This window comes from Cryomorphaceae bacterium (assembly GCA_007695365.1).
Taxonomy (GTDB): Bacteria; Bacteroidota; Bacteroidia; order Flavobacteriales_D; family SKUL01; genus SKUL01.
Genome location: REDV01000098.1, coordinates 1 through 23386, shown reverse-complemented (window position 1 = coordinate 23386; position 23386 = coordinate 1). Strand labels below are relative to the sequence as shown.

The following is a 23386-nucleotide window of genomic DNA, read 5'->3' as shown; positions in this document are numbered from 1 at the left end:
CCCTCATGAATCAACCTTTTCTGGCCCGAGTTGCCTCGCACTTACTTCATATAGCCACTAAGCCCCTGCACCGTTATGCCGTTGTATTGCCCAGCAGAAGGGCTGCGGTTTATTTCAGAAAGCACCTCGCCGCACAACTCAAGGAGCCTCATTTTGCACCCCACATATTTACGCTCGATCATTTCGTGGAGCAGCTCACACCCCTCAAGCCTGCCGACCGCATGGAGCTGCTTTTCCTGCTCTTTCAAAGTTATCGGGCGGTTTGGCAAACAGACGCAGAAAACTTCGGCAGGTTTCTGAAATGGGCTCCCCTGGCACTGCGCGATTTTAGCGAGGTAGATGCATATATGATTGACAGCCAAAGCTTTTTCAGAGACCTCACCAACCTCAAAGAACTCGACGAATGGAGCCTCAACGAGGACTCGCTCACAGACAATCAACAACAATACGCGTGGTTCTGGAAAAAACTGGGGGCACTCTACACGCATTTTACTGAACTTCTCAAAAACAATGGAGTGGCCTATCAGGGTCTCATGTTTCGCGATGCCGCAGGCCGGGTGGACGAACGCCGGAGCGAGCTCCCGTACGAGCACATCCTTTTTGCGGGTTTCAACGCCCTTTCGGCCTCCGAAAAGAAAATCATGCAGCGCTTACAGGACATCCAAAAAGCTACCGTTCTATGGGACAGCGACGCGTACTTTGCCAACTACCCGGGACACGAGGCCGATCTGTTTATGAAGCGCAACCGCCGCGATTTTGACGGTGATTTTTTATGGCAGGACCATGCTCTTGAAAAAAACCCGCATGAAATAGAAATTGCAGCCGCCCCCAATGAACTTGCACAGTGCGACTGGATGGCGCAATTGCTGCGCCAAAACCCCAATGTGCAAAATACCGCCATTGTACTGGCCGACGAAAAACTACTTCCGGCCGTGCTGCAGGCACTTCCGGAGGAGAGCGGGCCGGTAAATGTAACCATGGGGTTTCCCACAGCACAAAGTCCGGCGCACAGCCTGTTTAACTTGTTGTTTGAGTGGCTCGAGTCGCTTGAACGCGATGAAGTATTTCACTACCGGTTGATATTTAGACTATTGCTTCACCCGTATTTACAGCTTTCGCGCTCCTTTGCCAACGATGTGCAACAGATGCTCAACCATTTCAGGCAGGAGAACCGCGTGATGCTGAGCGTGCAAGATCTGTTGGAAAACTGCGAGCACGAAGAAACGCGCGCATTCCTTCAATCGCTGATTTTGGGCCGAGGCACCCACAGCGCATATCTCCATGCCGCACAGCAATTGCTTCAGGGCGTATTAACGCCGCTCTCTGAGCAGGAGGGCTTTGCAATGGAAAAGGAATACCTTTTTCACTACCTCAAGGTAATCCGGCGGTTGGAATTGCTGGCGGCAAAATTCCCAGAGGTGTTGGAGCGAGAGGCCTTTCCCACGCTTTTTCAATCGCTTGCCGCCGGCGAAAAGCTCAACCTGGTGGGTGAACCGCTCACAGGGCTTCAGGTGATGGGAATGCTGGAAACCCGTGCGCTCGATTTTGACCGCCTGATCGTTCTCACCTGCAACGAACACACCATGCCCGGCAGTGGAAGCAGGCAAAGCCTCATTCCCTTTGAACTCAAAAAATTTCACCGGCTGCCCACACACCAGGAGCACGAAGCCATTTTCGCCTACCACTTTTACCGCTTGCTTACCCGAAGCAAACACACCACGCTTTTGTACAGCACCAATCAGGACGCTTGGCACGGCTCAGAGCGCAGTCGCTACCTGGAGCAAATCACCCACGATTGGCAAGCGCTGCCCAATATCACCCTCAAGCATCGCGTGATTCAAATTGCCGACAGCAAACTGCCTTTCGCTTCGGCCGAGGTCATCAAAACCCCTGCGGTGTTGCAGTCACTCAAAGAAAGGTGCGAGCGCGGATTGTCGCCATCGGCCCTGATGAAATACCTGGAATGTCCGCTCGACTTTTATCACTACTACGTGCTGGGCTACAATGAGCCCGACGAGCTGGAAGAAACCATTGAGGCCTCTACACTGGGTAGTGTAGTACACAAGGTGCTCGAAGACATTTACAAGCCTTTTGAAGGAGGAAAAAACCTGGAAACCACCCACCTTGAAGCCGCTTTTGACCACGCCGATGAGATGTGCAAGGAGCAGTTCAGCGTCATCTACAGCAAGGACGGTGTGGACAGCGGTTTGAATCACCTTATTTTTAACGTGGCATCGGGATTTGTAAAGCGATTTCTCACACATGAAATTGACAGGTTGAAGCGTTTCGAAAAACCCAACAAGGCCGTACAGATCAAAAGCCTGGAGCTGGAACTGAAACACCATTTGACCATAGAGACCGCCATCGGTTCGGTTGCCGTAAACCTGCGAGGAAACGCCGATCGCGTGGATGTGTGCGACGGTGTTCTGCGGATTATTGACTACAAAACCGGCAAGGTGGAGCAGAAAGACGTTTCTGTTTCTTCACCCGAAGACCTTATCGAAAAAACGGGATTGACCAAGGCTTTGCAGTTAATGACGTACGCGTGGATGTACCGCGGCGAGCACAATTACCTGGGCTCACTGCAGGTGGGAAATATCTCCATGCGCAACCTGGAGCCGTGGCTGCTCCCGGTAAAATGGAGCAATGCAAATGTGCTGCTTCCAGAGCACACCAACGAATTTGAGAACATCCTGCGCCAACTTCTGGAAGAAATGTTTGATTCGTCCAAGCCCTTTAGGCACGCCAGTAAAGCACGCTATTGTGTGTTTTGCCGCGCTGAAAGTGAAGGAAGTGACCAGGAGGGAAGTTCCTCAACCGAAGATTCAGGCTAAGCGAAAAGCCATCCTGTTACCCTACCTTCCAATCTTCAAATTACCCAAACAAAAAAGCGTCCGGGAAGGGACGCTTTTTCGTAAAACCTGCAAGGAAAATTTTGAAACCATCACAACTTTTTGATTGTTCAATCGGAAGTTGTGCATGTAAAACGCACCGATTAAAAAGGGTTGCCCGTTTTTTTCTGCGAAACATGATTTTTTTCACGGATACGTCTAACCCATCACATAGATCGCTGTTTTCGTGCAATATAAGTAGCGTCAGGAAATTCGCCCCCAACCTATTTTTTTGATCTTTCCTTTGAGGAAATGGCTGACTGGTGCATTTTCGGGTAGTGAAAGCGAGGGGTCGGCCTCGAGCATTTGGGCAGCTTTGGCCCTGGCGAGTTGAAGTAGGTCCTGGTCTTTCACGATATCGGCAATGGCCAGATTGAGGGCCCCGCTTTGCTGAGTGCCCATCAGGTTGCCCGGACCACGCAGGCGCAAATCTACCTCTGCAATCTCAAAACCGTTGTTGGTGCGGCACATGGTAGCCAGTCGCTCACGTGCATCGGCCGAAATATCTTCGCCGCTCATCAAAATACAATACGACTGCTCGGCGCCGCGCCCTACCCTGCCCCGCAACTGGTGCAACTGCGATAGTCCGAAGCGCTCGGCACTTTCAATCACCATCACGGAGGCATTGGGCACATTTACGCCCACCTCAATTACCGTGGTGGCCACCATAATCTGGGTTTCGCCTTTTACAAATCGCTGCATCTCCCAGTCCTTATCCTGGGCCTTCATCTTTCCGTGCACAATGCTCACGTTGTAATCCGGCATGGGAAAGCGCCGCACAATGCTTTCGTATCCATCCATCAGGTCTTTGTAATCCATGGCCTGCGATTCCTCAATGAGCGGATATACCACGTAAACCTGCCTCCCTTTGGCCATTTCATCGGCCATAAAACCAAATATGCGGGCACGGGCATTGTCAAAGCGGTGTACCGTTTGAATATCCTTGCGACCGGGTGGCAATTCATCAATGGTAGATACATCGAGGTCGCCGTAGGCTGTCATGGCAAGGGTTCGCGGAATGGGCGTGGCGGTCATCACCAGCACGTGGGGAGGCTGCTTGTTCTTCTTCCACAATTTTGCCCGCTGTGCCACGCCAAAGCGGTGTTGCTCGTCGATTACCACCAGCCCCAGATTGGCAAACTGCACGGGATCTTCCAGCAGCGCATGCGTGCCAATAAGAATTGAAAGCTCACCGGATTCAAGCGACTCCGATATATTGCGGCGAACAGCTTTGCGGGTGCTTCCGGTTAGTAACTCCACCCGAATGCCGAGCGGATTGAGCCACTCGTAAATACCCTGAAAGTGCTGCTGCGCAAGAATTTCGGTGGGGGCCATCAGTGCCGCCTGGTAACCATTGTCAACTGCTAGCAGCATGCTCAGTACGGCCACCACTGTTTTGCCGCTGCCCACATCGCCCTGCAAAAGCCGGTTCATGTGTTTCCCGGAGCCGAGGTCGCGGCGAATTTCTTTCAGTACGCGTTTTTGGGCGTCGGTAAGGGCAAACGGTAGTTTCTCGTAGAAGCCGTGAAAGTGCTCACCCACCTCCGAAAATGCAAAGCCTCGCAGCTTTTGTTGGTTGATGAGCTTTTGTCGCAACAGCCCCACCTGGATCATAAACAGCTCTTCGAATTTGAGGCGGTACCGGGCTTTTTTGAGCGACGCCACATCGCGCGGAGCGTGAACTTCCTTCATGGCCTGCGCCCGGGGCATCAGGTTCAGAGCGTCCACAAGGTAGTGGGGTAAATTTTCGGGAAACAAAGGGGGCAGCTCGTTGAGCACACCTTTGATGATGCGCTCAATACCCCGCGAGTTCATGCCCCGCGCCGAGAGTTTTTCGGTGGTTGAATACACAGGTTGAAGACCCGCCACGGTGGGAGCCATCACGGCGCCTGCTTTTTCCATTTCGGGGTGGGCAATGTTCCATGTGTTTTTGAAGCGGGTGGGTTTTCCGTAGGCTACGTAGGACGCCCCCACCTGCAGTGCGCCCATCACCCAGCGGATGCCTTTGAACCACACCAGTTCTATTTGGCCGGTATCGTCCTGGAAAATGCCCACCAGGCGGCGCGTTCTTCCGGTGCCCACCTCACCCAGGGTTCGGAGCACTCCGCGAATCTGCACGGCTTCTTCGTCGGATGCGATATCGGCAATGCGGTGAAACTGGGTACGATCTACGTAGCGAAACGGCAGGTGCAGAAAAAGGTCTTTCAGGCTGGTGAGCTTCAGTTCGGCTTGCAGCACCTCGGCCCGCTGCGGACCGATTCCTTTAACGTATGTGAGTGGTAACTCGGGCACCGGGTTTCTTTCGGGTAAAAATACAGTTCAGCAGGGATATGGCTCACGTCCTGAAATAGGTTGACAAAACAGAATGTTAAAATGTCAACTTATTTCAGGACCTGAGCATTTTCTAATTTCCTCTGAACCTCGCCGCTGGTCACAAGTTAAGAAACCCACCCCAACCCCGACCTTCAGTATTTCGGTGGGGTGAAACCGGGGTTTATCGGGGCCACCCCTCCGGTGGAGGGGATGGTGACCACCGTTTCGTTTTTGGTTTCAATCAATCTTATTGAGAACCGGTATTTTCCGCTCTTAAGATGCTCTCGAGAGAGGAATGGGTTAGCCGTCGGGAGCGGCAGAATAAAAGTAAATTTAATGGGTCATTGCACCCCTTCAGTGCAACACGGCACTACGGCTCATCCGCCGGCACAAGGTCAAAATTGACCAGGGGAGGGATAATGGGCGCCCCGGAAAGAAGCGTACACTTAAAATCAAAGAAAGTGGTCCCCACATCCGTAATGGCACAATAGGTAGGAATCTCCGGCGATGGCCCCGAAGTAGCACACTGGATGGTTACGGTGTAATCTTCTGTTTCACCAAAGGTTTGGCCTACACAAGGATTGCACTGAGGAGTCCAGATGGAGCGACACCGCAATACGGTATTTCCGTTGAGCGCAAAATCGGGTACCTGAAAAGGTGCACTAAACAGAAATGCTCCACCCTGACCAGACAGCCCCCAGTCACAAATGGGTGCTATGTGCTCCTGTGCACCAAAGAAGTCTCCATCCGAGTTCCAGTCAATATAGGCCTGCACGCGGTCGTTCCATTCTGTACTACTGGCAATACCCACCCGGTACCAATTGGGTGCCGGACAAGGGCCTAAGTTTCCGCTGAGCGTTGCTGTAGCTACCGACTCGGGCACCACCACGTAATTACCGTTGGCAGGAGCATCGCAACCTGACATGTGCTGCATAATGGTTGTCCAGGGGCCACCTGCGGCCGTACCTTGCTGAATCTGAACCCCAATAATCTGGTCGGCGTTACCCGGTGTGTTACACGGCGCCGTGTAGAAATTGGGGCAGTATATATCCGGAGCCGGTGGTGGCACAGGTACAATAGAACTTGCAAGCGTAACAACAGGCGGGTCGTCGTACAAGCCTCCGCCCCAGGTTACGGTACCCTCGCCGGTTATACAGTTCACTACATGACTGAAACCCGTAAAACCCGACCCCACGGTTAACGTGGTATTGCACGTAATCTCTTCAGTGGCAATTCTGCCCGGTGCACTTACCATACCCCGCAGGTAATGCCATTCATTACCGTCGTAAAACCTGAAACCCGGTTTACCATCGGTTTGAAAAACCAACAGGCCGGTTGCCGGCGATGCAATAGCGTTCATCTCCGCCTGCGTCATGCGAGGGGTGAGCATACCGTGGTTTTCACTTGCCAAATCGAGCACCGACGAAGGATCGGGGTTGGCCCCCGAAGGATTGATACCTACCCGCTGAGACAAGCCCCACATCGGTAGCAAAATCATCGTTAATATGTACAAACTGCGGTTCATCATCAATATCATTAGTCGTGCGAAATCACTTTGTAGTGAAACTTAACATCCGTGGGCTGACCAAAGTTGTTAAAGCAGGAAACACGCGCAAAATTGGGCGCTACCTCATCCACATTACATTGGTTCAAATCACTGGGGTACACCGGCTGATTTCCGGTGCCCAGTATTTCAATATCCATGTCGTAAATGGTGGTGTTTGCATCAGGCTCAAAGCAAGGGTTGGTAGTGGGCGGCTGACCGCTTCTTATAATGATACGCATCTTGGTAATGCCCTCTGAGGCATCGGCAATATCGGCAATGGTAATGGGAGGATTCCAACCGGCGTTAATCGAGCTAAAGAACCAGCGATTGGTAGTGGTTTGGGCCAATTGGTCATAAATGGCCACCATCTCTCCCGGGTCATCAAAATCGCCATCGGCATTGAGGTCCACAAAAAACGAAAACGACTTGGGAATAGTACCCGAACCGTTTGGGCCATTGGCCCATAAACCAAAGCCGTCATCTCCTGCACCAAAATTGTAATCAATGGACAGATAATTCATTTCCGGGGTGGTAGTCAAGTTGTAGTCAGGAGGATCATTGGGGTTGGGCCCAGTTCCGTTTGGAATGTAGCGGTAATTTACATTGGCGGCTCCTGTACAAGCCGTTGCCCCGCTACCGCCATGCACAATCTTTGCCCCCAACGGAGGGTCCGTACAAGGATTGCAGGCACCAAACGCGCTTTCGGGCACAAAGAAAGCCATCCACCACATCCTGGCGCCGTTGCAGTTGCCAATTTCGGGCTGGCAGTAATCTCCTATGGCCGGTGGCTCAGGCTCTACCTCGTACACCGCTGTGGCCACCACCGAGGGGGCATTCAGGAAAGGGGGTATCCAGTTGAGCTGCGTCACTCCCACTCCGCCCGGCGCCGAGGCAAACACCAGGTGGCTCGATTCCTCTACCGTTACGGGTTGTTGAATGATTCCCGTGTATTCCTTACCCAGGTGGATCCATTCATTGACATTGGCATCAAAGTACCAGAAGCCACGGCGCAATACGCCCTGGGGCGTGCTGAAGTTGGCCGTTTGGTACACAATCAATGCATTGGCCGGATTCACTATAGCCAAACGCTGCGGAGCCGTCATCCGCGGAATGAGCATTCCGCCCGTGGTGGATTGCACATCCAGTATGGCGCTGGGCTCCGGTGGTGCATTCACTGTACCAATGGCTACTCCCTGCGCGTTGAGCCGGGGAAGCCCTGCCAGCAACAACACAGCACATGCCAGCAGCGCCAACCAGCTTGTATGTTGATCAGTTGTTTTCATGTACCTGGAAAAAGTATTTGCGTGCGTTGCGCGGCTCTCCGTTTACACGGCGGCAGGCCACACGAAATGAAAATGGGGTGATTTCACCAATGTTGCAATAAATAGGTAAATCCTGGTACACCGGGTCGGGGCGGCAGGAAATATGCACCATGTACTCTTCGGTTTCGCCGTTGGTACCTCCCGGACAGGAGTTGGCAGGAGGATTCACCGTAGCTGTTACCCGCATCAGCGTATTGCCCGAAAAAGCGGGGTAGCCCGCAGCAGGAATATCTTCGAGGTCACTTGCAAGGTTTCCTGGCCAGTTAAGAGAATTGGTTTCCCAAACAAGGTCTAGCATATTGTCGTGAAATCCGTCCTGCCCCCAGTCAACCCATACGCGCAACAGGGCGTTGGCGGTGGTATGGATCACCCGGGCACGCATTCTGAACACTTCAGGGTCCACGCCCATACAGAGGTCGGGCACGGGTTCTACGTACACCGGGTCGCCGGGGGGGTAGTAGATATAGGAGCCCGGCAGGCCGTTGCAGCCCGAGGCTTCATTGATAATCAACACGTTGGTGGGGGCAGCCGCTGTTCCCAAATTAAAGGAGTGGTGTAGCCAGAAGTTTGCAATATTTACGTTGTTGCACGAGGTGAAAGAAGGCGTACAATAATCGGTAAGCAGGGGCGCCGATCCGGGACCGTAGTCTGAGGAGAGCACCACGCTGGGTGGCTCGGAAAAGGGCAGGGTAAAGTTGATTTGGTCAACCCCTGTAGTGAGGCGGGTAACGGTATATCCGGTTCCGCGGGTAATTTCGCTGGGTTCTTCACCCATTTCCACCTCACCGGCTACGTAGCGCGAGAGCATGCGCCAGGTGTTGTTCACGCCATCGTAGTACCAGTAGCCTACGCCGCCGTCGGTTTGCCAGATGGTAAGGCCGTTGGCCGGGTTGGCAATGGCGAGTTTTTCGGCTTCGGTCATGCGTGGCATGAGCACACCGCCGTAAGTTCCTGATACGTCGAGCATGGCAGAGGGGTGCGGTGCGAGGCCAATGTCGTTGATGGCAACATTATTTTGGGCCTTTGCCTGTGGAGCGAGCAGCAGGATGCTCAGCGCAAAGAGTTCACCCACCCAAAAAGCATATAAACGATTCTTTTTCATCTGTTTGGCAATTTCGCTTGAGCGTGCCGGGTTGGTTAAAGACAACAATTCAATCAGACTAAGGTAACAGTTTTGTGAAGTAGAAAAAAACTTTTTTTTTCACCTCCCACAAGCTCAGATACTTGACATGAAAGTTTCGCTTAGGGGTGGCAACTGTTACAGCAGCCTTCGTTTGTTACCAAAACGAACAAACTTCAAAAGGTTGGCTGAGGCAAGCTCGAGGCGGAGGAATTTTAGACGAAGCTATCATTTTTTGACCCCAATGAACCAGATTTATACACGAGTAGATGGGGGCTTAAAAATTTTGTCGGGTATTTTTCTTGGTTTGAATGGAAAAATCAATACCTTGTCGCTCCTTTTTCGCAGTAAACCTGATAAAGAACCAATCTTAGCTTACTGCTTCAAAATGCAGATTACCAGTAATTGAAACAATAATTATTAACCAAAACAGATCAACATGAAACGAAGATTATCTTTGTGGCAATGGCCTATTCGGGCTGTTGCGAGTGCCTGGGCTGAACGCGGACTGCGTCCGGTTTGGGCCTTGTGTCTATTGTTGGGTTTGTCCGTGATACCATGGAACAACACCCTTCAGGCACAGAATAACTGGGAAGTTACGGTCAGCTCACCGAGCTGGGGAGACGCCACGACGTGGTCGTTGGTCAATTCCAGTAGTGTTACCATATTAAGTGGAGGCACGTATGGCAACGGCTATTCCGACACGCAAAACGTGACGGTATCGCCGTCGGATGAGCCATTAACTTTCACGATTAACAGTACGTTGGGCGACAACAGCCCGAACTACACTGTTTCGTGTAATGGGGTGGTGCTTTCGGGAACTTTACCAGGCAATACGAGTCAGAGTTTTCCGGGGCTCTTTTGTAATGCGCCTGCAAGTATGTGCGATGGTACATTCACAGCGGGTACCATCAATGCAAACACAACCTCTGCCTGCGTGGGCGCCAACATTACTCTTGTGTTGCCAAATGCCAACAACGTGGGCGGGCTCAGCTTTCAGTGGCAGACCTCTACTGACAACGTAGATTGGAACAATGCCATAGGTGCACCCAATGCAGACAATTGGAGCTTTACGTTTTCGGAAGCGCTTTGGTACCGCGTAGAGACCACCTGTACCGAACCGGGCGGTGGCGTAGATGTTTCTGATCCGGTTTTCATTGATGCCAACCCGTTCTTTAGCTGCTACTGTACGGATGGCGTTGGGCCTACTTCACCTACGTTTGGACAGAAGTATGCCGTGCGGCTTCCGGGAACTGGTATTGGTATAGACAATACGCTTTCTCCGCCATGCCCCGCCCAAACTCAACCCAATGGGGTTTACGATTTCACTTCACAGTCGGCCAACCTTGTTCCCGGCCAGTCTTATACCCTTGAGGTTGATATGGGGCAATGTGGAACTATTTCTGCCTTTAGCAACTCCATTAAGGCATGGATTGACTGGAACCAGGACGGCGTCTTTGATCCCTCGACGGAAGAAATAGGATTTGATGGTCCTATCTCCACACCGGGTGAACCCAATACTGTATTGGGTACCATAACCTTCACCGTGCCAGTAACAGCCACATCGGGACTCACGGGTCTGCGCGTGATGCAGCAAGAAACCACCAACCCTGCTCTCATGACCCCGTGTGGCAGCATTACCTGGGGTTCTGTTCACGACTACGCTGTGAACATCATAGAACTCACTTGCGATTTGCCTGAGGCTACCGCCGAAGTGATTGAAGACTGTGGAGCATCACAGTTTACCATTGAGGTTGACCTTACTTTTATTGGTGGTGCCAGCCAGGTAAACATCATTCCCAGCACGGGCAGCCCTATTGCTGCTACAACAGAAGATTTGTACGTACTGGGGCCTTACCCGAGCGGTTCTTCTGTGAGCGTGATTGTTGAGAACGAAGATGATGACCTTTGCACCATCAGCCTTGGTTCATTTGGCGATTGCTGCAGCAGCACCGCTCTGACCATTGACAACACACTGCCCACGGGCAACGGTAACTTTGCGAGCTTTACGGAAGCGATTAACTTCCTGAACGCTGGAAGTGATTGTGGCCCTACAGCCTACACCTTTACAGTAACCAGCGGACAGGTATTTGCTGAAACGCCCCCCGCACTTACCCGTTCGGGAGATGAGTTCAATCCTATCATATTCCAAACCGATGGCAATGGTCCCAACCCGGTAATTACACCTACGGGAACCACTGCGGCCAATGATGCAGGTATCGTGATTCGCGGTGCCAACTGGATTACCTTTGATGGTATTGACATTGATGGAAATGCTGCGGGTAACGTTGAATTTGGTTACCTGATTGGTAACGCGAGTGCAACACAAGGAGCCAGCAACAACACCATCCGCAACGCCAGCATTACGCTTGACCGCGCGGTGACCAACTCTCGCGGAGTGTATGTTTCTACCTCTACACTGCAAGGCTCAGGCTTTACCCCAAGTGCTATTGAGGGTACCAACAACAACAACCTGTTGGAGAACCTCACCATTGAAAACAGCTACTACGGTATCTACGTGCAATCGGGCAGCACTTTGTGGCCCGGCACCGGAAACAATGTGATTGGCTGTACCATCGGTGCAGATTATGTTGGCACCTCTAATTCTGACATCGGAGGGGGTACGCTGTTTGCGGTGGGTATCTACTTCAACATTCAGGATGACTTTGAGATTGCCAACAACGTAGTTCGCAACATTGGATCTTCGGGCATCAACCGCGGTATTTACACATTGAATGCACGCGGAAACTGCGACATTCACGCCAACCAGATCTACGGTATCCGCAACACCGGTGCTACCAGCACAAGCGGTCAGCGCGGTATGGATCTCGGTACTGCAACCACGCTTACCACGGAGATGCGTGTGTACAACAACATGATTAGCGACATTACCGCTGCCCACACCGGAACGGCTACTGCTCTCCGCGTGTTGCAGGGAATTTACATCGCCAACGGAGGTGCCACCCGCACCTACGAGATTGACTTCAACAGCGTGAATATTGACGGTAGTGGTTCATTGAATGTATCGAGTGCATGCTTTGAAACCATCTCTGTACTGCCTGTTATTCGTGTTCGAAGCAACAGCTTTGTAAACGCTACAGGCGCACAAACGGGTGTAGCCAAGCACTTTGCCGTTCGCACTTCAAGCGCTAACAGCATTGGTGCTGCAGGTTCTGTATGGAACTGGAACAATTACTTTCTTGCCACAACGTCGGCAGGAAACGGTTTTATTGGGCAAACAGCCACAACAGACCGCGCTACCCTTCAGAACTGGAGCGATGCGATTACAGCCTACCCCGGCACGGATGCCAACTCACTTGGCTTCCCGCTACAGGGATCTGATCCTTTCTATGTAGATCCACAAAAAGATTTGCACGGAACGGCTCCTGCCCTTGTTGGCGCTGCCATCCCCGGCGGATTGTCATGGGTACCTGTGGATATCGACGGTGAAACCCGTTTGGACCCCTCTACCATTGGAGCCGATGAGTACATTCCTGCCTCTTGCTTCCCTCCCGGAGGTGTAGTATTGAGCAATATCGGCAGCAACTCTGTTGATATTTCGTGGAACGACAATGGTTCTTTGAGCTACAACTGGGAGGTTCGTAGCAGCGGTGAAGCCGGCAGCGGACCAACCGGACTTGAAGCCTCAGGCAACACTACCGGAACAACCGCCACTGCTACGGGGATTCCCGCGCAGTCGAGCCTCGTGGTACACGTTCAAAGCGTGTGTGATGATGGTCCGCCGGAAGAACTCAGCAACTGGACAGGTGCAAGTGCTTTCCAAACATTGTGCGAGCCGGTTTTAGCGCCTTTCTTTGAGGACTTCGAAGGTCTTTCAGGCGATCAAACCCAGGTTTTCCCTATCTGCTGGGATAACTTAGGGGCCAATGCCTGGTTCTGGCGTCAGAGTCAGTCGCTTATTTTCCCCCGTCCGGATTACGATCTCTGGCCAACGCTTGCGCAAACTGATCACACAACTGGCACAGGAAGCTACATCTGGATGGATGGATCAGCACCTGCGCCCCCAATTGACGATGGTGTTAACGTTGCCAACAACGAGGTGATTACTCCGCAAATTGACATCAGCGGATTGACTCAGCCGTACGTTAACATGTTTGTAGCCAAGTATCGTGTAACTACACCTGAGGCTCAAAATGAGCTGAAACTTTACGTGTGGGATGGTTCAGGCTGGTTGCTGATTGGAACCTATGATGACCTTCTTAACGATGACTGGACCGAGTTTGGAGCGTTGATACCATCATCGGTTCCATCTGTAACGCAGTTCCGTTTGGTTGCCTGGAACATCTTTGGTTCTGCTTTCTACGACGACATCCTTGTGGATGACTTCAGCGTAGATGAAGCGCCTGCATGTCCTACTCCTTCAAACCTTACACTGGTAGATCTGGGATCGACCTTTGCTCAAGTAAGCTGGGATTGCCCCGGTTGTACCGGTCAGTACTACATTGAATATGGTGCGCCCGGATTTACCCCCGGAACGGATGAAAACGCCGGCACAGGAACCGTAATTGGGCCCATCGTCGGAACATCCACGACCATCGCCGGTCTTGACCCCGATACGCAGTATGCTGTTCGCGTGCGTCAGGACTGTGATTTGGATGGTTTTAGCAACAACAGTGGTGCTCTTGGGTTCTTTACGGGCTATTGCCAGGGGGGGCCAACCTCTACAGCTGACTCCAATACCCTGGGTGTTGATTTGAATGGTGAAACCCAAAGTATCAGCTGGCCTGGTTCAGGTTCTGCATGCCCCGGTGCAACCGGTGTGCTGAACAATTCTGCATTGGTGGCGGATGTATTCCCCACTATTGATTATACCCTTGAGGTGTTGGTAGGTACCTGCTCAGGAACCTGGACCAACGTGATGCAGGTATGGGTTGACTGGAATGACAACCTGGAGTTTGAGCCCACTGAAGTGATTGGAACTTTCGGACCAGAGTCTGTAGGTACAGCCGGTACTTTGGCAACAATCAACTTTACTGTGCCGGTTGATGCTACTCCGGGTCCCAAGCGCATGCGTATCATGCAGCAAGAAACCAGCATTCTTCCGCTGAACCCTTGTGCCTCTTTTGGCTTTGGCTCGATGCATGATTACACACTGGAGGTACTGTCCCTTGATTGTGACTGTCCGCAGCCTGAATTCATCGTAACCGATGTTGATCAGGACGCCATCACCATTGATGTGGACTACAACGGCCCGTGCGAATTTGACCTCAACGACTACAGCACCTTTGATCTGGAGTGGTCATTTGGAGGTTCAGCGTCAGGCGTTACCATGCCTTACACGCTTACTGGCTTGACCCCCGGTACCCTCTACATCATTGACGGTATCGCCACTTGTACGAACGACTCTATTTCAGAGCCTAGTTCTGTACTGGGAACTACAACCAATTGCCCTGCAGAAGACCTTTGCAGCTACGAGCTCACGCTCACCAATACATCGGGCAACGGTTTTGATGATGCACTGGTTCGTGTAAGCAATGGCTGGTCAACCATTGACTACACGCTCACTGAGAATCAAAGTACCAATACATGGACGGTTCTTGCTTGTCCTGGTAACTCGATTCAACTAGAGCTGATTAACGACGTGCCACTGTCCAGCAACATGCAAATCAGCCTGGTGAATGCCGATGATGTTCAAGTGTTTGGTGTAAACGGCCCAAGCCCCGGAGTACTGTACTTCCAGGCTGAAGGTTGTCCGGATTGCAGCGCTGTTTCCAATGTAAGCGTTACCCGTGCAGCTGCCGATTTGGTAGAGGCAAGCTGGACCAACATTGAGCTTGCTGCGAACGTTACCGACATTGATGTGATTGTTTCGTTCTTTGACTTCTTCACCTTTGACGATGTAATCATCGGACAGGTTACCGTGCCTGCAGGAAGCACTTTCGCTTCTGTTCCTTTGGATAGTTCTTATCCGTTTGAAGAAGTTACTGTTTCGATTCTCACCAACTGCACCAACGATGGTGTGGGTGAAAACCAGGCTATCGTATTCCTTCCTGGATGTGATGCAGCAGATCAATGCGAGTATGTATTTGACATGACTGCGGCAGACAATGGTTGGGGCGACTCAGGCCTGGATGTGCTTCTGGATGGAGTTGTCAATGTGCTGGTTTCACTACCTAGCGGCACCTCCGGATCGCAAACTGCATATGCCTGCCCCGACGGCACCATTGATATTACTGCCCTGAACGAGACAGGTGGCATATGCGATATTACCGTAACCATGTCGAGCGCAAGTTGGGGAGATGGAACTACATGGACCCTTACCGACAATGACGGCGCAACTGTGCTGAGTGGTGGTCCTTATGGTAATGGCTACAGCGATACCCAAACGCTTACTGATGCTGACAATGGCCCTTACACGCTGACCATCGTCTCAACCTTCAGTGACAACAGCCCTAACTATGAGGTTGAAATTGACGGTAACGTGGTGTTCTCAGGAACAGGTACCGCAAGTTCAACAACCGTTGTGGGCCCCATTGAATGTGGAGGCGGTAGCGGTGGTGCATGCGATGACCTGACTTTCTCCATGACGCTGAACCCAAATACCGACAATGCGCTTCTTATTCCTACCACCGACTTCTGTGGATTTGAGAATCTGGATCTCGTTTACTCAGCAACCACTTGTCCGAGCTGTTTTGCACCACTCGCTACTTCAGTGAGCAATGTGACCAACAACAGCGTGGACGTTAGCTGGGATTCTAACAACGGAGCAGGAGCTACCTACACTGTTTACGTTGGATTGCCGGGATTCACGCCAGGTGTGGATGAAGTATCATCTGAAACCGGAATCGTTGCAGCAAGTAATCCTCAAGGCCCCGTTACCGTTGGCGGTCTTACAGGATTTACCCAGTATGAAGCTGTAGTGGTTGAAGATTGTGCCGGTGATCCTTCCGATCCCGGAAACGCCGTGCTCTTTACCACATTCATCGACAACGACGACTGTGCTGATGTGACACCGGTTCCTTACACTTCACCTGCTACTTTGGTGTTGAACGGAAGCTCTATTGGTGCAAATGATAACTCGTTTAACCAGAGCTACGGAGCTGGGCAGGCATGGGAAGCCATTGAGCTCACCCAGTGTGCCAGCAACGTTCAAATCAGCCTTTGTGGAAGTGTTCCTGCTCCAGGTACAGGTTTCACCGGAATTTCAACCGGATGTCCGGCTACATTCCCGGGTAACTACCTGGTTGCAGACAACTTTAACTTCACCTCCTGCCCCGATGGTAACATCACACTGTTCTACGATCAGCTACTTGCAGGCACTTATTGGATACCAATATTTGAAGGCTCGGTGTACACCCTGACCATTACCTCTTCTGAGTGTTCAGGTTGTACTGATCCGGAGGCAATCAACTTCGATCCGGTTGCAACGCTCGACGACGGAAGCTGTATCATTCCTGATTGCGACTTCCCGACACTTACCACAACCGTCATCAATGACTGCTTGAACGGAACGTTTACAGTAGATCTGGAGATTGGTACAGATGGCGATGCTACGGACTACGATGTAATTGTTGGCTCAGCCTCTAGCGAACCCGGATGTTTCACCACCGTAAACTTCGGTACCATTAACGTATCGGACAACGGCACGCCTGTAAGCACCTTCGGTGTGTGGGCAGGTGAGCGCTCAACGGTGAATGTTACAGGCGCCGGAACCTACGAGTTTACCAGCACCATTGCCAGTGACTTCCTGACGGTTACCGATTTGTCTAACAACTACATTGCAGCCGGAACGCAGCCTATTACGGCCTTCCTTACCACGGGCTCGTACTACCTACACGTGCACACCAATAGCAGTTGTGGTACTGCGCAAGTGGGTCGAACGCTAACCGCACAGTGGTTGTCTGCGAACCCACCATTGGTAAACGTGGGTACATTTGATGGTGGTGATATTGTAAACCTTGGACCTTTCAATATCGGCCAGTCAGCTCAGATTACCGTAGAGCACAACGATGATGCTACCTGCAACCAGACGCTCAATGTAAGCTCTAATGCTATCTGTGGCTGTATTGATCCACAGGCTGTGAACTTCGACCCTGCTGCTACGGAGGATGATGGCTCATGTATCTTGCCTGCTTGTACCGAACCGCCCGTGCAGTTTACCTACTGCTACGGTGATAACGAAAACACACTGTTCTACCTGGCTCCAACGAGTGCGGGGGCTGAGGTGATTATTTCGTTCATTCAAGGTACCATTCAGGGCAGCTTCTCAGATCAGTTTGTGATCTATGATGGAATCGACGACAGTGCCCCGATTCTCTACAACAACCCGACAACGGTTGTTGAGCTAGACGGATTGATTATAGAGTCAACCCTGGGCAATGGTTTGTTAATTTCCATTACGTCGAATGCTTTCACTTCTTGTCAATCTACCACAACGTACAACCCCATCAACGCAAACGTGTACTGCGCAACGGTTGAGGTGCCAGGTTGTACTGACATAAACGCTGTGAACTTCAACCCTGCCGCAACGCAGAATGATGGAAGTTGTGTTTTGCCTTCATGCTCAACACCGCCTGAGGAGTTTACCTACTGCTATGGTAACAACGAGAATAACTCGTGGTACTTTGCTCCTGATACTCCGGGTGAAGACATCATCCTCTTTGCTTTGCAGGGTACCGTTGAGTCAACAACCTGGGATAACCTGACCATTTACGATGGTGACAATGCCGGAGCACCAATGCTCTATACTAATCCGGGGCTCACCATTCAGTTGGATGGATTGATTGTTGAGTCAACCCTGGGTAACGGATTGTTCATCACGTTCACGTCAGATGGGTCTGTTTCGTGTCAGACAACAGGAACCTACAACCCATGGATTTTTGAAATCTATTGCGGATTCCTTGTGATCCCCGGTTGTACTGATCCCGCTGCTGTGAACTTCGATCCGGATGCTACGTTCGATGATGGAACCTGTGTATTGCCTCCGCCTAATGACGACTGCGTGGCTGCTCAGACCCTCACTCCGGTGCAGTGGCCTGCCACACAGAACGTATTGGGTACGCTCACCGGTGCTTCTACCAATGGTTCAACCGCCTGTGTAGGAACCAATGGTGCGGATGTGTTCTACACCTTTAACGTTCCATTGGAAAATCACTACTGGGTGAATCTGAATCCGTTCAGTGGTTTTGCTGGCGTGGTTGAGGTACTGGATGCCTGCGACGGAACCGTTGTGGCTTGCGAGTTTGCAGCTAATTCGGCACCGTTCTGCAATCAAAGTCAACCCACTCCTGGCTTCTCTAGCGATCCAAACTGTGAGGCAGTAATTTGTGCGAACGATCCGTTCTGCTGTAATACAAGCTGGGATGGAGCATGCGCAAGTGCTACTACCTTCCAGCCGGCGTGCGAAGGCTGTCAGAGCACTGCACCTGCCGGAAGCGGACCTGTGAGCATCTTCTTGGAGAACCTGGAGGCCGGTGACTACGTGGTTCGTATCCGCGATTACTACGGAAACGCTTACCTGACGCCTGCTTCATTCCTTGTGAATGTTCAGTACTTCCCGATTGCTCAGGTTCAGGACAACCCGAACAACCCTCTGTTTGCTTGCAACCAGGGTGGCTTCCAGTTGGAAGACATCATTGGTGCATCACCGCAAACCATGACTGCCCTCTCAATACTCGACTATGAGTGGTTGACATCGGAAGTTGATGGTACCGGCAGTACACTGTACCAGCGCGGTCAGCCTAACTACAGCACATTCATCTGGTGGTTGGGAATGGAATACGGCAAGACTTACAACGTCCATGTTCGTGTTCTTATTGACCTTCCGGGTATCGGCCCAACCTGGGGTGTATTCCAGGTAATTGGATCCGATGTTAATGCCCCCGGTGCTTCTGTTTGTACCGTAAGTACAAGTCCGAACATCACACTTACTGAGGTACGTCCGCAATACACACCTACCAATTCGCAAGGCAACTTCTACGCCCTTTGCGATATTGTGATAGCCTTTAGTGTTGCGGAGAGTCAGGATTACCGCTGGTTGTTTGACGACGGCACAGGTTCTCCCATTGAGTACCAGCGCAACGCCAACAACCCTGGAGTGCGCCTGTCATGGGTAGATGGTCTCGTACCCGGTACTACCTACCAGGTTTCGGTTGAAGTGCAAGTTAACGGTGTATGGAGCGGCTACGGCAATGCACTACCTGTTTCTCTGGCACTTCCGCCCAACAACGTGGCTGTTCGTCCTCAGTACTGTGGTGTGACTTATGCGCCCAATGGAACCCTGCTTGCTCAGAGTGTATGTGCAGCAGACTTCTACGAATGGGAGTTTGTAAACCTCACCACAGGAGTGACCAGTACAGCTCAGCGGCCTAATCCGGGCATCAACCTGAACTGGAACCAAATCAGCCCTCTGCTCACTGCCGGCGATTATGAAGCCCGTGTGCGTGTGCAGCAAGGTGGTATTCTCGGTGACTTCGGACCCATCTGTAACTTCACCATCAGTGGTCCGGGTGCTCCAACCGACGAAATCCCCGCAGTTCGCACATTGGCTGATCAGAACTCAATGCTGTACCCCAACCCCAACATGGGCACAGAGGTACGTCTTGAGCTCTCAGGCCTTGGTGACGAAAACCACGAGGTGATGATCCAGATTTACGACATCAACGGACAGTTGATCCAAAATGAAGGATTTGGCCACGTGGGCGACAGCGTAAGCCGACTGATTCACTTCAGCAAGAACCTCGCTACAGGAATGTACATGGTTCATGTAGTAGTGGATGGCGAACGCTTCGCTACCGAGCGACTGATTGTGTTGTAATCTACAAACCTGACAGAGTCCGTCAGAGGACCTGTAAGCGTTTGTTGAATCAAATAAAGAAACCCCCGGCGAGCAATCGTCGGGGGTTTTTTCTTTCAATAATCACCACTTTGACCAGCCATGCCCTAAATGCTCAACTCCCACAATTCCGATGTACTCTGTCAGGTCGGTCAGACGAAGAACCTGAGAACGTCAGAAGGGCATGACATTTCGCGGGTAAGAAAAAAAAACACGACCGGATAGCGTTCCCATCATCGAATCTTTTTGGGTCGGGGTTCTTGCCTCCCTTTCACTTCTTAATTTGTAACTTGGGCAGGCACTAACCAAAACAACCTTTCGGTTGAAGACAGAAGTGCCGTGATTTTCACGGGTTTCATCTGGTTTTCAACCTTTATCTGCACCGGATTATGAAACATTTCTACCTGATGTTCCTCTTGTGGGGCGCTTCCCTTCTCACCTATGGGCAGCAAGACACAACTTCCTTTCCCAATTACGTCACCCCGGAAGAAATTGAACTTTACCATCAACGCGGCATCGTTGCACCCACCGATCGCGGGATTACCTCCCCTCCGGTTTATCCCAACAAACGAACGGCCGCCGAGTGGGAAGAAATAGAAGCACTCACCATTGCATGGCGCAGCTACCCTTCCATCCTCAAGCAAATAGTGGCCGCAGCTAAAGAGGAAGCAGAGGTGATTATTCTCTCTGAAAACCCAAATACCACCGCCAACTACCTCACCTCAAACAATGCCGGTGGCCCCCCCATGGACCTCAACAATGTGAGCATTGTAAGTGCCGACCTCAACTCCGTGTGGATACGCGACTATATGGCGCACACCGTTTACGGAAATGAGGTGGACGACCGCTACATGGTAGATTGGATCTACAACCGCCCAAGGCCTTTTGACGATGTGATTCCCGACGTGGTTGGTAACTACCTTGACATAGATGTTTACAGTACCACTACTCCACCCAACGACCTGATGGCCTGTGGCGGAAACTTTATGTCGGATGGGTTTGGCCGAGGCTTTTCCAGCAGCCTGATTCTGGACGAAAACCAGGGAGGGACTACCTCATGGGGCGCACCCTATCCCAACCACACCGTGGCCGAAATCAATGGTATTTACCAGGATTACATGGGAGTTGACCCCTTTATCATCATGCAAAAACTCCCCTACGATGGCATTCACCACATTGACATGCACATGAAGCTGCTCGATGAGGAAACCATCTTGGTGTCGAAATACCCCGAAGGTGTAGCCGACGGCCCCCAAATAGCCACCAACCTGGAAATGGTGCAAAACAACTACACCACCAAGTGGGGCACACCTTTTAAAATTGTGGAGGTTCCGGCTCCGCCTGACCCTGCTGTAAGCCCGCAAAACGGGCCTTACCCAGATGGTAATGGCCGCTACCTCACCTATACCAACTCGGTATTTGTGAACAAAACGGTTATCGTGCCCATCTACTACGAACAGTACGACACGACTGCACTGCGTATCTATGAAGAGCAGTTGCCCGGTTACAACATTGTGGGAATTAACTGTATGGGCATGATCGGAGCGCTGGGGGCCATTCATTGTATTACCCATTCAGTAGGTGTGGATGACCCGCTGCTGATCAGCTATCAGCCACTGCCCGACACCGACAACAACGCCGAGCCTTACCCCTTAACCGCGTACATCAATCACAAATCAGGTATTTCAGGTGCTACACTTTATTGGAAAACAGACCTCAACGACCCTTATACCGCTGTAAGCATGACCTCCATCGGAAACAACGAGTGGACGGCAGATATTCCGGCACAACCGTTTGGCTCCAAGGTATATTACTACGTAGAAGGCGTGGCCAACTCGGGCAAGGTGCAGGTGAGGCCCATCGTTGCGCCCGAAGGGTATAGAATGTTTCGGGTGATCAATGAGGTTTTTGGATGCACCGACCCCAACGCGTGCAATTACAACCCTGAAGCCACTATCGACGACGGAAGCTGTAGTGCAACCAGCGGATGTACCAATCCGGAGGCGTGTAACTACAACCCCAATGCAGACTGCGACGATGGCAGTTGCCAGTTTGGAACGAGCTGGTACGTGGATGCTGATGGAGACGGATTTGGTGATATGAACGACGAGAATCCATTGTGTGAAAACCCGTGCGATGACAACTATGTGATTACCATAAGCGGTACTGGATGGCTGGACGAAGTTACCTGGACCTTTAGTGACAGCGGCGGTACTGTAATTTTGCAAGGAGGCCCCTATGGTAATACTTCAAACGGGGGAAGCTTCAGTGCCAGTGTGAATTCCAGCAATGGCCCTTTCAGCTTTTTTATTGAAACACAAGGACAGTTCGATGACAACACTCCCAATTACTTGATTGAAACAGGAACGGGAATCACCCTCGCCTCAGGAACACGCCCGGGAGGCACAACCTTTACCCTAAACAATGTTTTCTGCGCCTATGCCGACAACAACACCGATTGCGACGACAGCGACCCCAATGTGAATCCGGGAATGAGCGAAATCTCCTGCAATGGTATTGACGACAATTGCAGCGGAACCATAGACGATGAAGACATTTTTGGATGCACCGATCCAACGGCAGAGAACTACAATCCATTGGCTACATGCGACGACGGCAGCTGCCCGGAACCTTGCTTTGAGCCTGTTGTACGCGCTCTGTCTCCACCTGAAGCGGCAGGCTTGTTTACATACACAACTGCCACGTCAAGCGGATGGGGCGGAACGGTAGGCGAACCCAGCGTAACCGGACAGGCTGTATGGGTTGATGACGGTTCCGGTAGCCCAACACTGGGCTGTGGAGCACTTGTCAATAGCTCTGAACTGAACGGCAATATCGCTGTGGCTTTGCGAGGTAGTTGCCAATTCAGCGCAAAGGCTCTGAACGCACAGAATGCAGGCGCCACCGCCCTCATCGTAATAAACAATTCCGGAGGTGGGCCTGCTGCCATGGGAGCGGGAGATTTCGCAGACCAAATCAATATTCCGGTGGTGATGATTTCGCAGGCCGACGGAAACACTCTCACGCCCTATATCAATGCAGGCACATTGCAGATGTTTATTGGAAACGACTGTGAGCCCGAAGTACCCGGTTGCGCCGATCCTTCGGCATGCAACTACAACCCCGATGCAACAAGCGATGACGGCACTTGCGAATACACTTCCTGCCTGGATTGCAACAACGTACCCAATGGAACCGCATTCATTGATAATTGCGGCCAGTGCGTGGGCGGAACCACCGGCGAGGAGGCCTGTACAGCAGACTGCAACGGCGACTTCGGCGGTACGGCATTTATTGATAACTGCGACAACTGCGTAGGAGGAAATACTGGCAATGAGCCCTGCGTGGCCGACTGCAACGGAGATTTTGGAGGCACCGCCTTTATTGACAACTGTGATA

7 protein-coding genes are annotated in these 23386 nt (G+C 51.7%); 3 read left to right on the top strand and 4 right to left on the bottom strand.

Annotated features, from left to right (window positions below):
* Positions 1–5 precede the first annotated feature (5 nt).
* Positions 6–2834, top strand: coding sequence for a PD-(D/E)XK nuclease family protein (locus tag EA392_10535; protein ID TVR38264.1), 2829 nt, complete (start codon positions 6–8; stop codon positions 2832–2834).
* 261 nt (positions 2835–3095) lie between these two features.
* On the opposite strand, the gene recG is transcribed toward EA392_10535, so the two are convergent.
* From recG to EA392_10515, 4 genes are all read right to left on the bottom strand, one after another.
* The gene (gene recG, locus EA392_10530; GenBank protein ID TVR38263.1) at positions 3096–5183 is read right to left on the bottom strand and encodes an ATP-dependent DNA helicase RecG; all 2088 of its coding nucleotides are present in this window, start codon (positions 5181–5183) and stop codon (positions 3096–3098) included.
* Between the two features lie 391 nt (positions 5184–5574).
* Positions 5575–6687, bottom strand: coding sequence for a hypothetical protein (locus tag EA392_10525; GenBank protein ID TVR38262.1), 1113 nt, complete (start codon positions 6685–6687; stop codon positions 5575–5577).
* 53 nt (positions 6688–6740) lie between these two features.
* Complete coding sequence (locus tag EA392_10520; protein TVR38261.1) at positions 6741–8033, bottom strand: hypothetical protein; 1293 nt, start codon at positions 8031–8033, stop codon at positions 6741–6743.
* Positions 8020–9222 carry a hypothetical protein gene (locus tag EA392_10515; protein ID TVR38260.1) on the bottom strand — a complete coding sequence of 401 codons (1203 nt, stop codon included), beginning with the start codon at positions 9220–9222 and terminating at the stop codon, positions 8020–8022. The genes EA392_10520 and EA392_10515 overlap by 14 nt, the downstream gene beginning before the upstream one ends.
* 850 nt (positions 9223–10072) lie before the next feature.
* Here EA392_10515 and EA392_10510 point away from each other — a divergent pair.
* Together EA392_10510 and EA392_10505 are read left to right on the top strand one after the other, a co-directional pair.
* On the top strand, positions 10073–19969 hold the full coding sequence (locus tag EA392_10510) for a T9SS C-terminal target domain-containing protein (GenBank protein ID TVR38259.1): 9897 nt from the start codon (positions 10073–10075) through the stop codon (positions 19967–19969).
* A gap of 407 nt (positions 19970–20376) precedes the next feature.
* Positions 20377–23386: hypothetical protein (locus tag EA392_10505; GenBank protein ID TVR38258.1), on the top strand; the 3010-nt coding region annotated here is incomplete at its 3' end.

Coding starts and splice junctions, on each gene's coding strand:
- EA392_10535 (TVR38264.1), top strand. CDS start 6: ATGAATCAACCTTTTCTGGCCCGAGTTGCCTCGCACTTACTTCATATA.
- EA392_10525 (TVR38262.1), bottom strand. CDS start 6,687: ATGTGGGGCTTGTCTCAGCGGGTAGGTATCAATCCTTCGGGGGCCAAC.
- EA392_10520 (TVR38261.1), bottom strand. CDS start 8,033: ATGAAAACAACTGATCAACATACAAGCTGGTTGGCGCTGCTGGCATGT.
- EA392_10510 (TVR38259.1), top strand. CDS start 10,073: ATGTGCGATGGTACATTCACAGCGGGTACCATCAATGCAAACACAACC.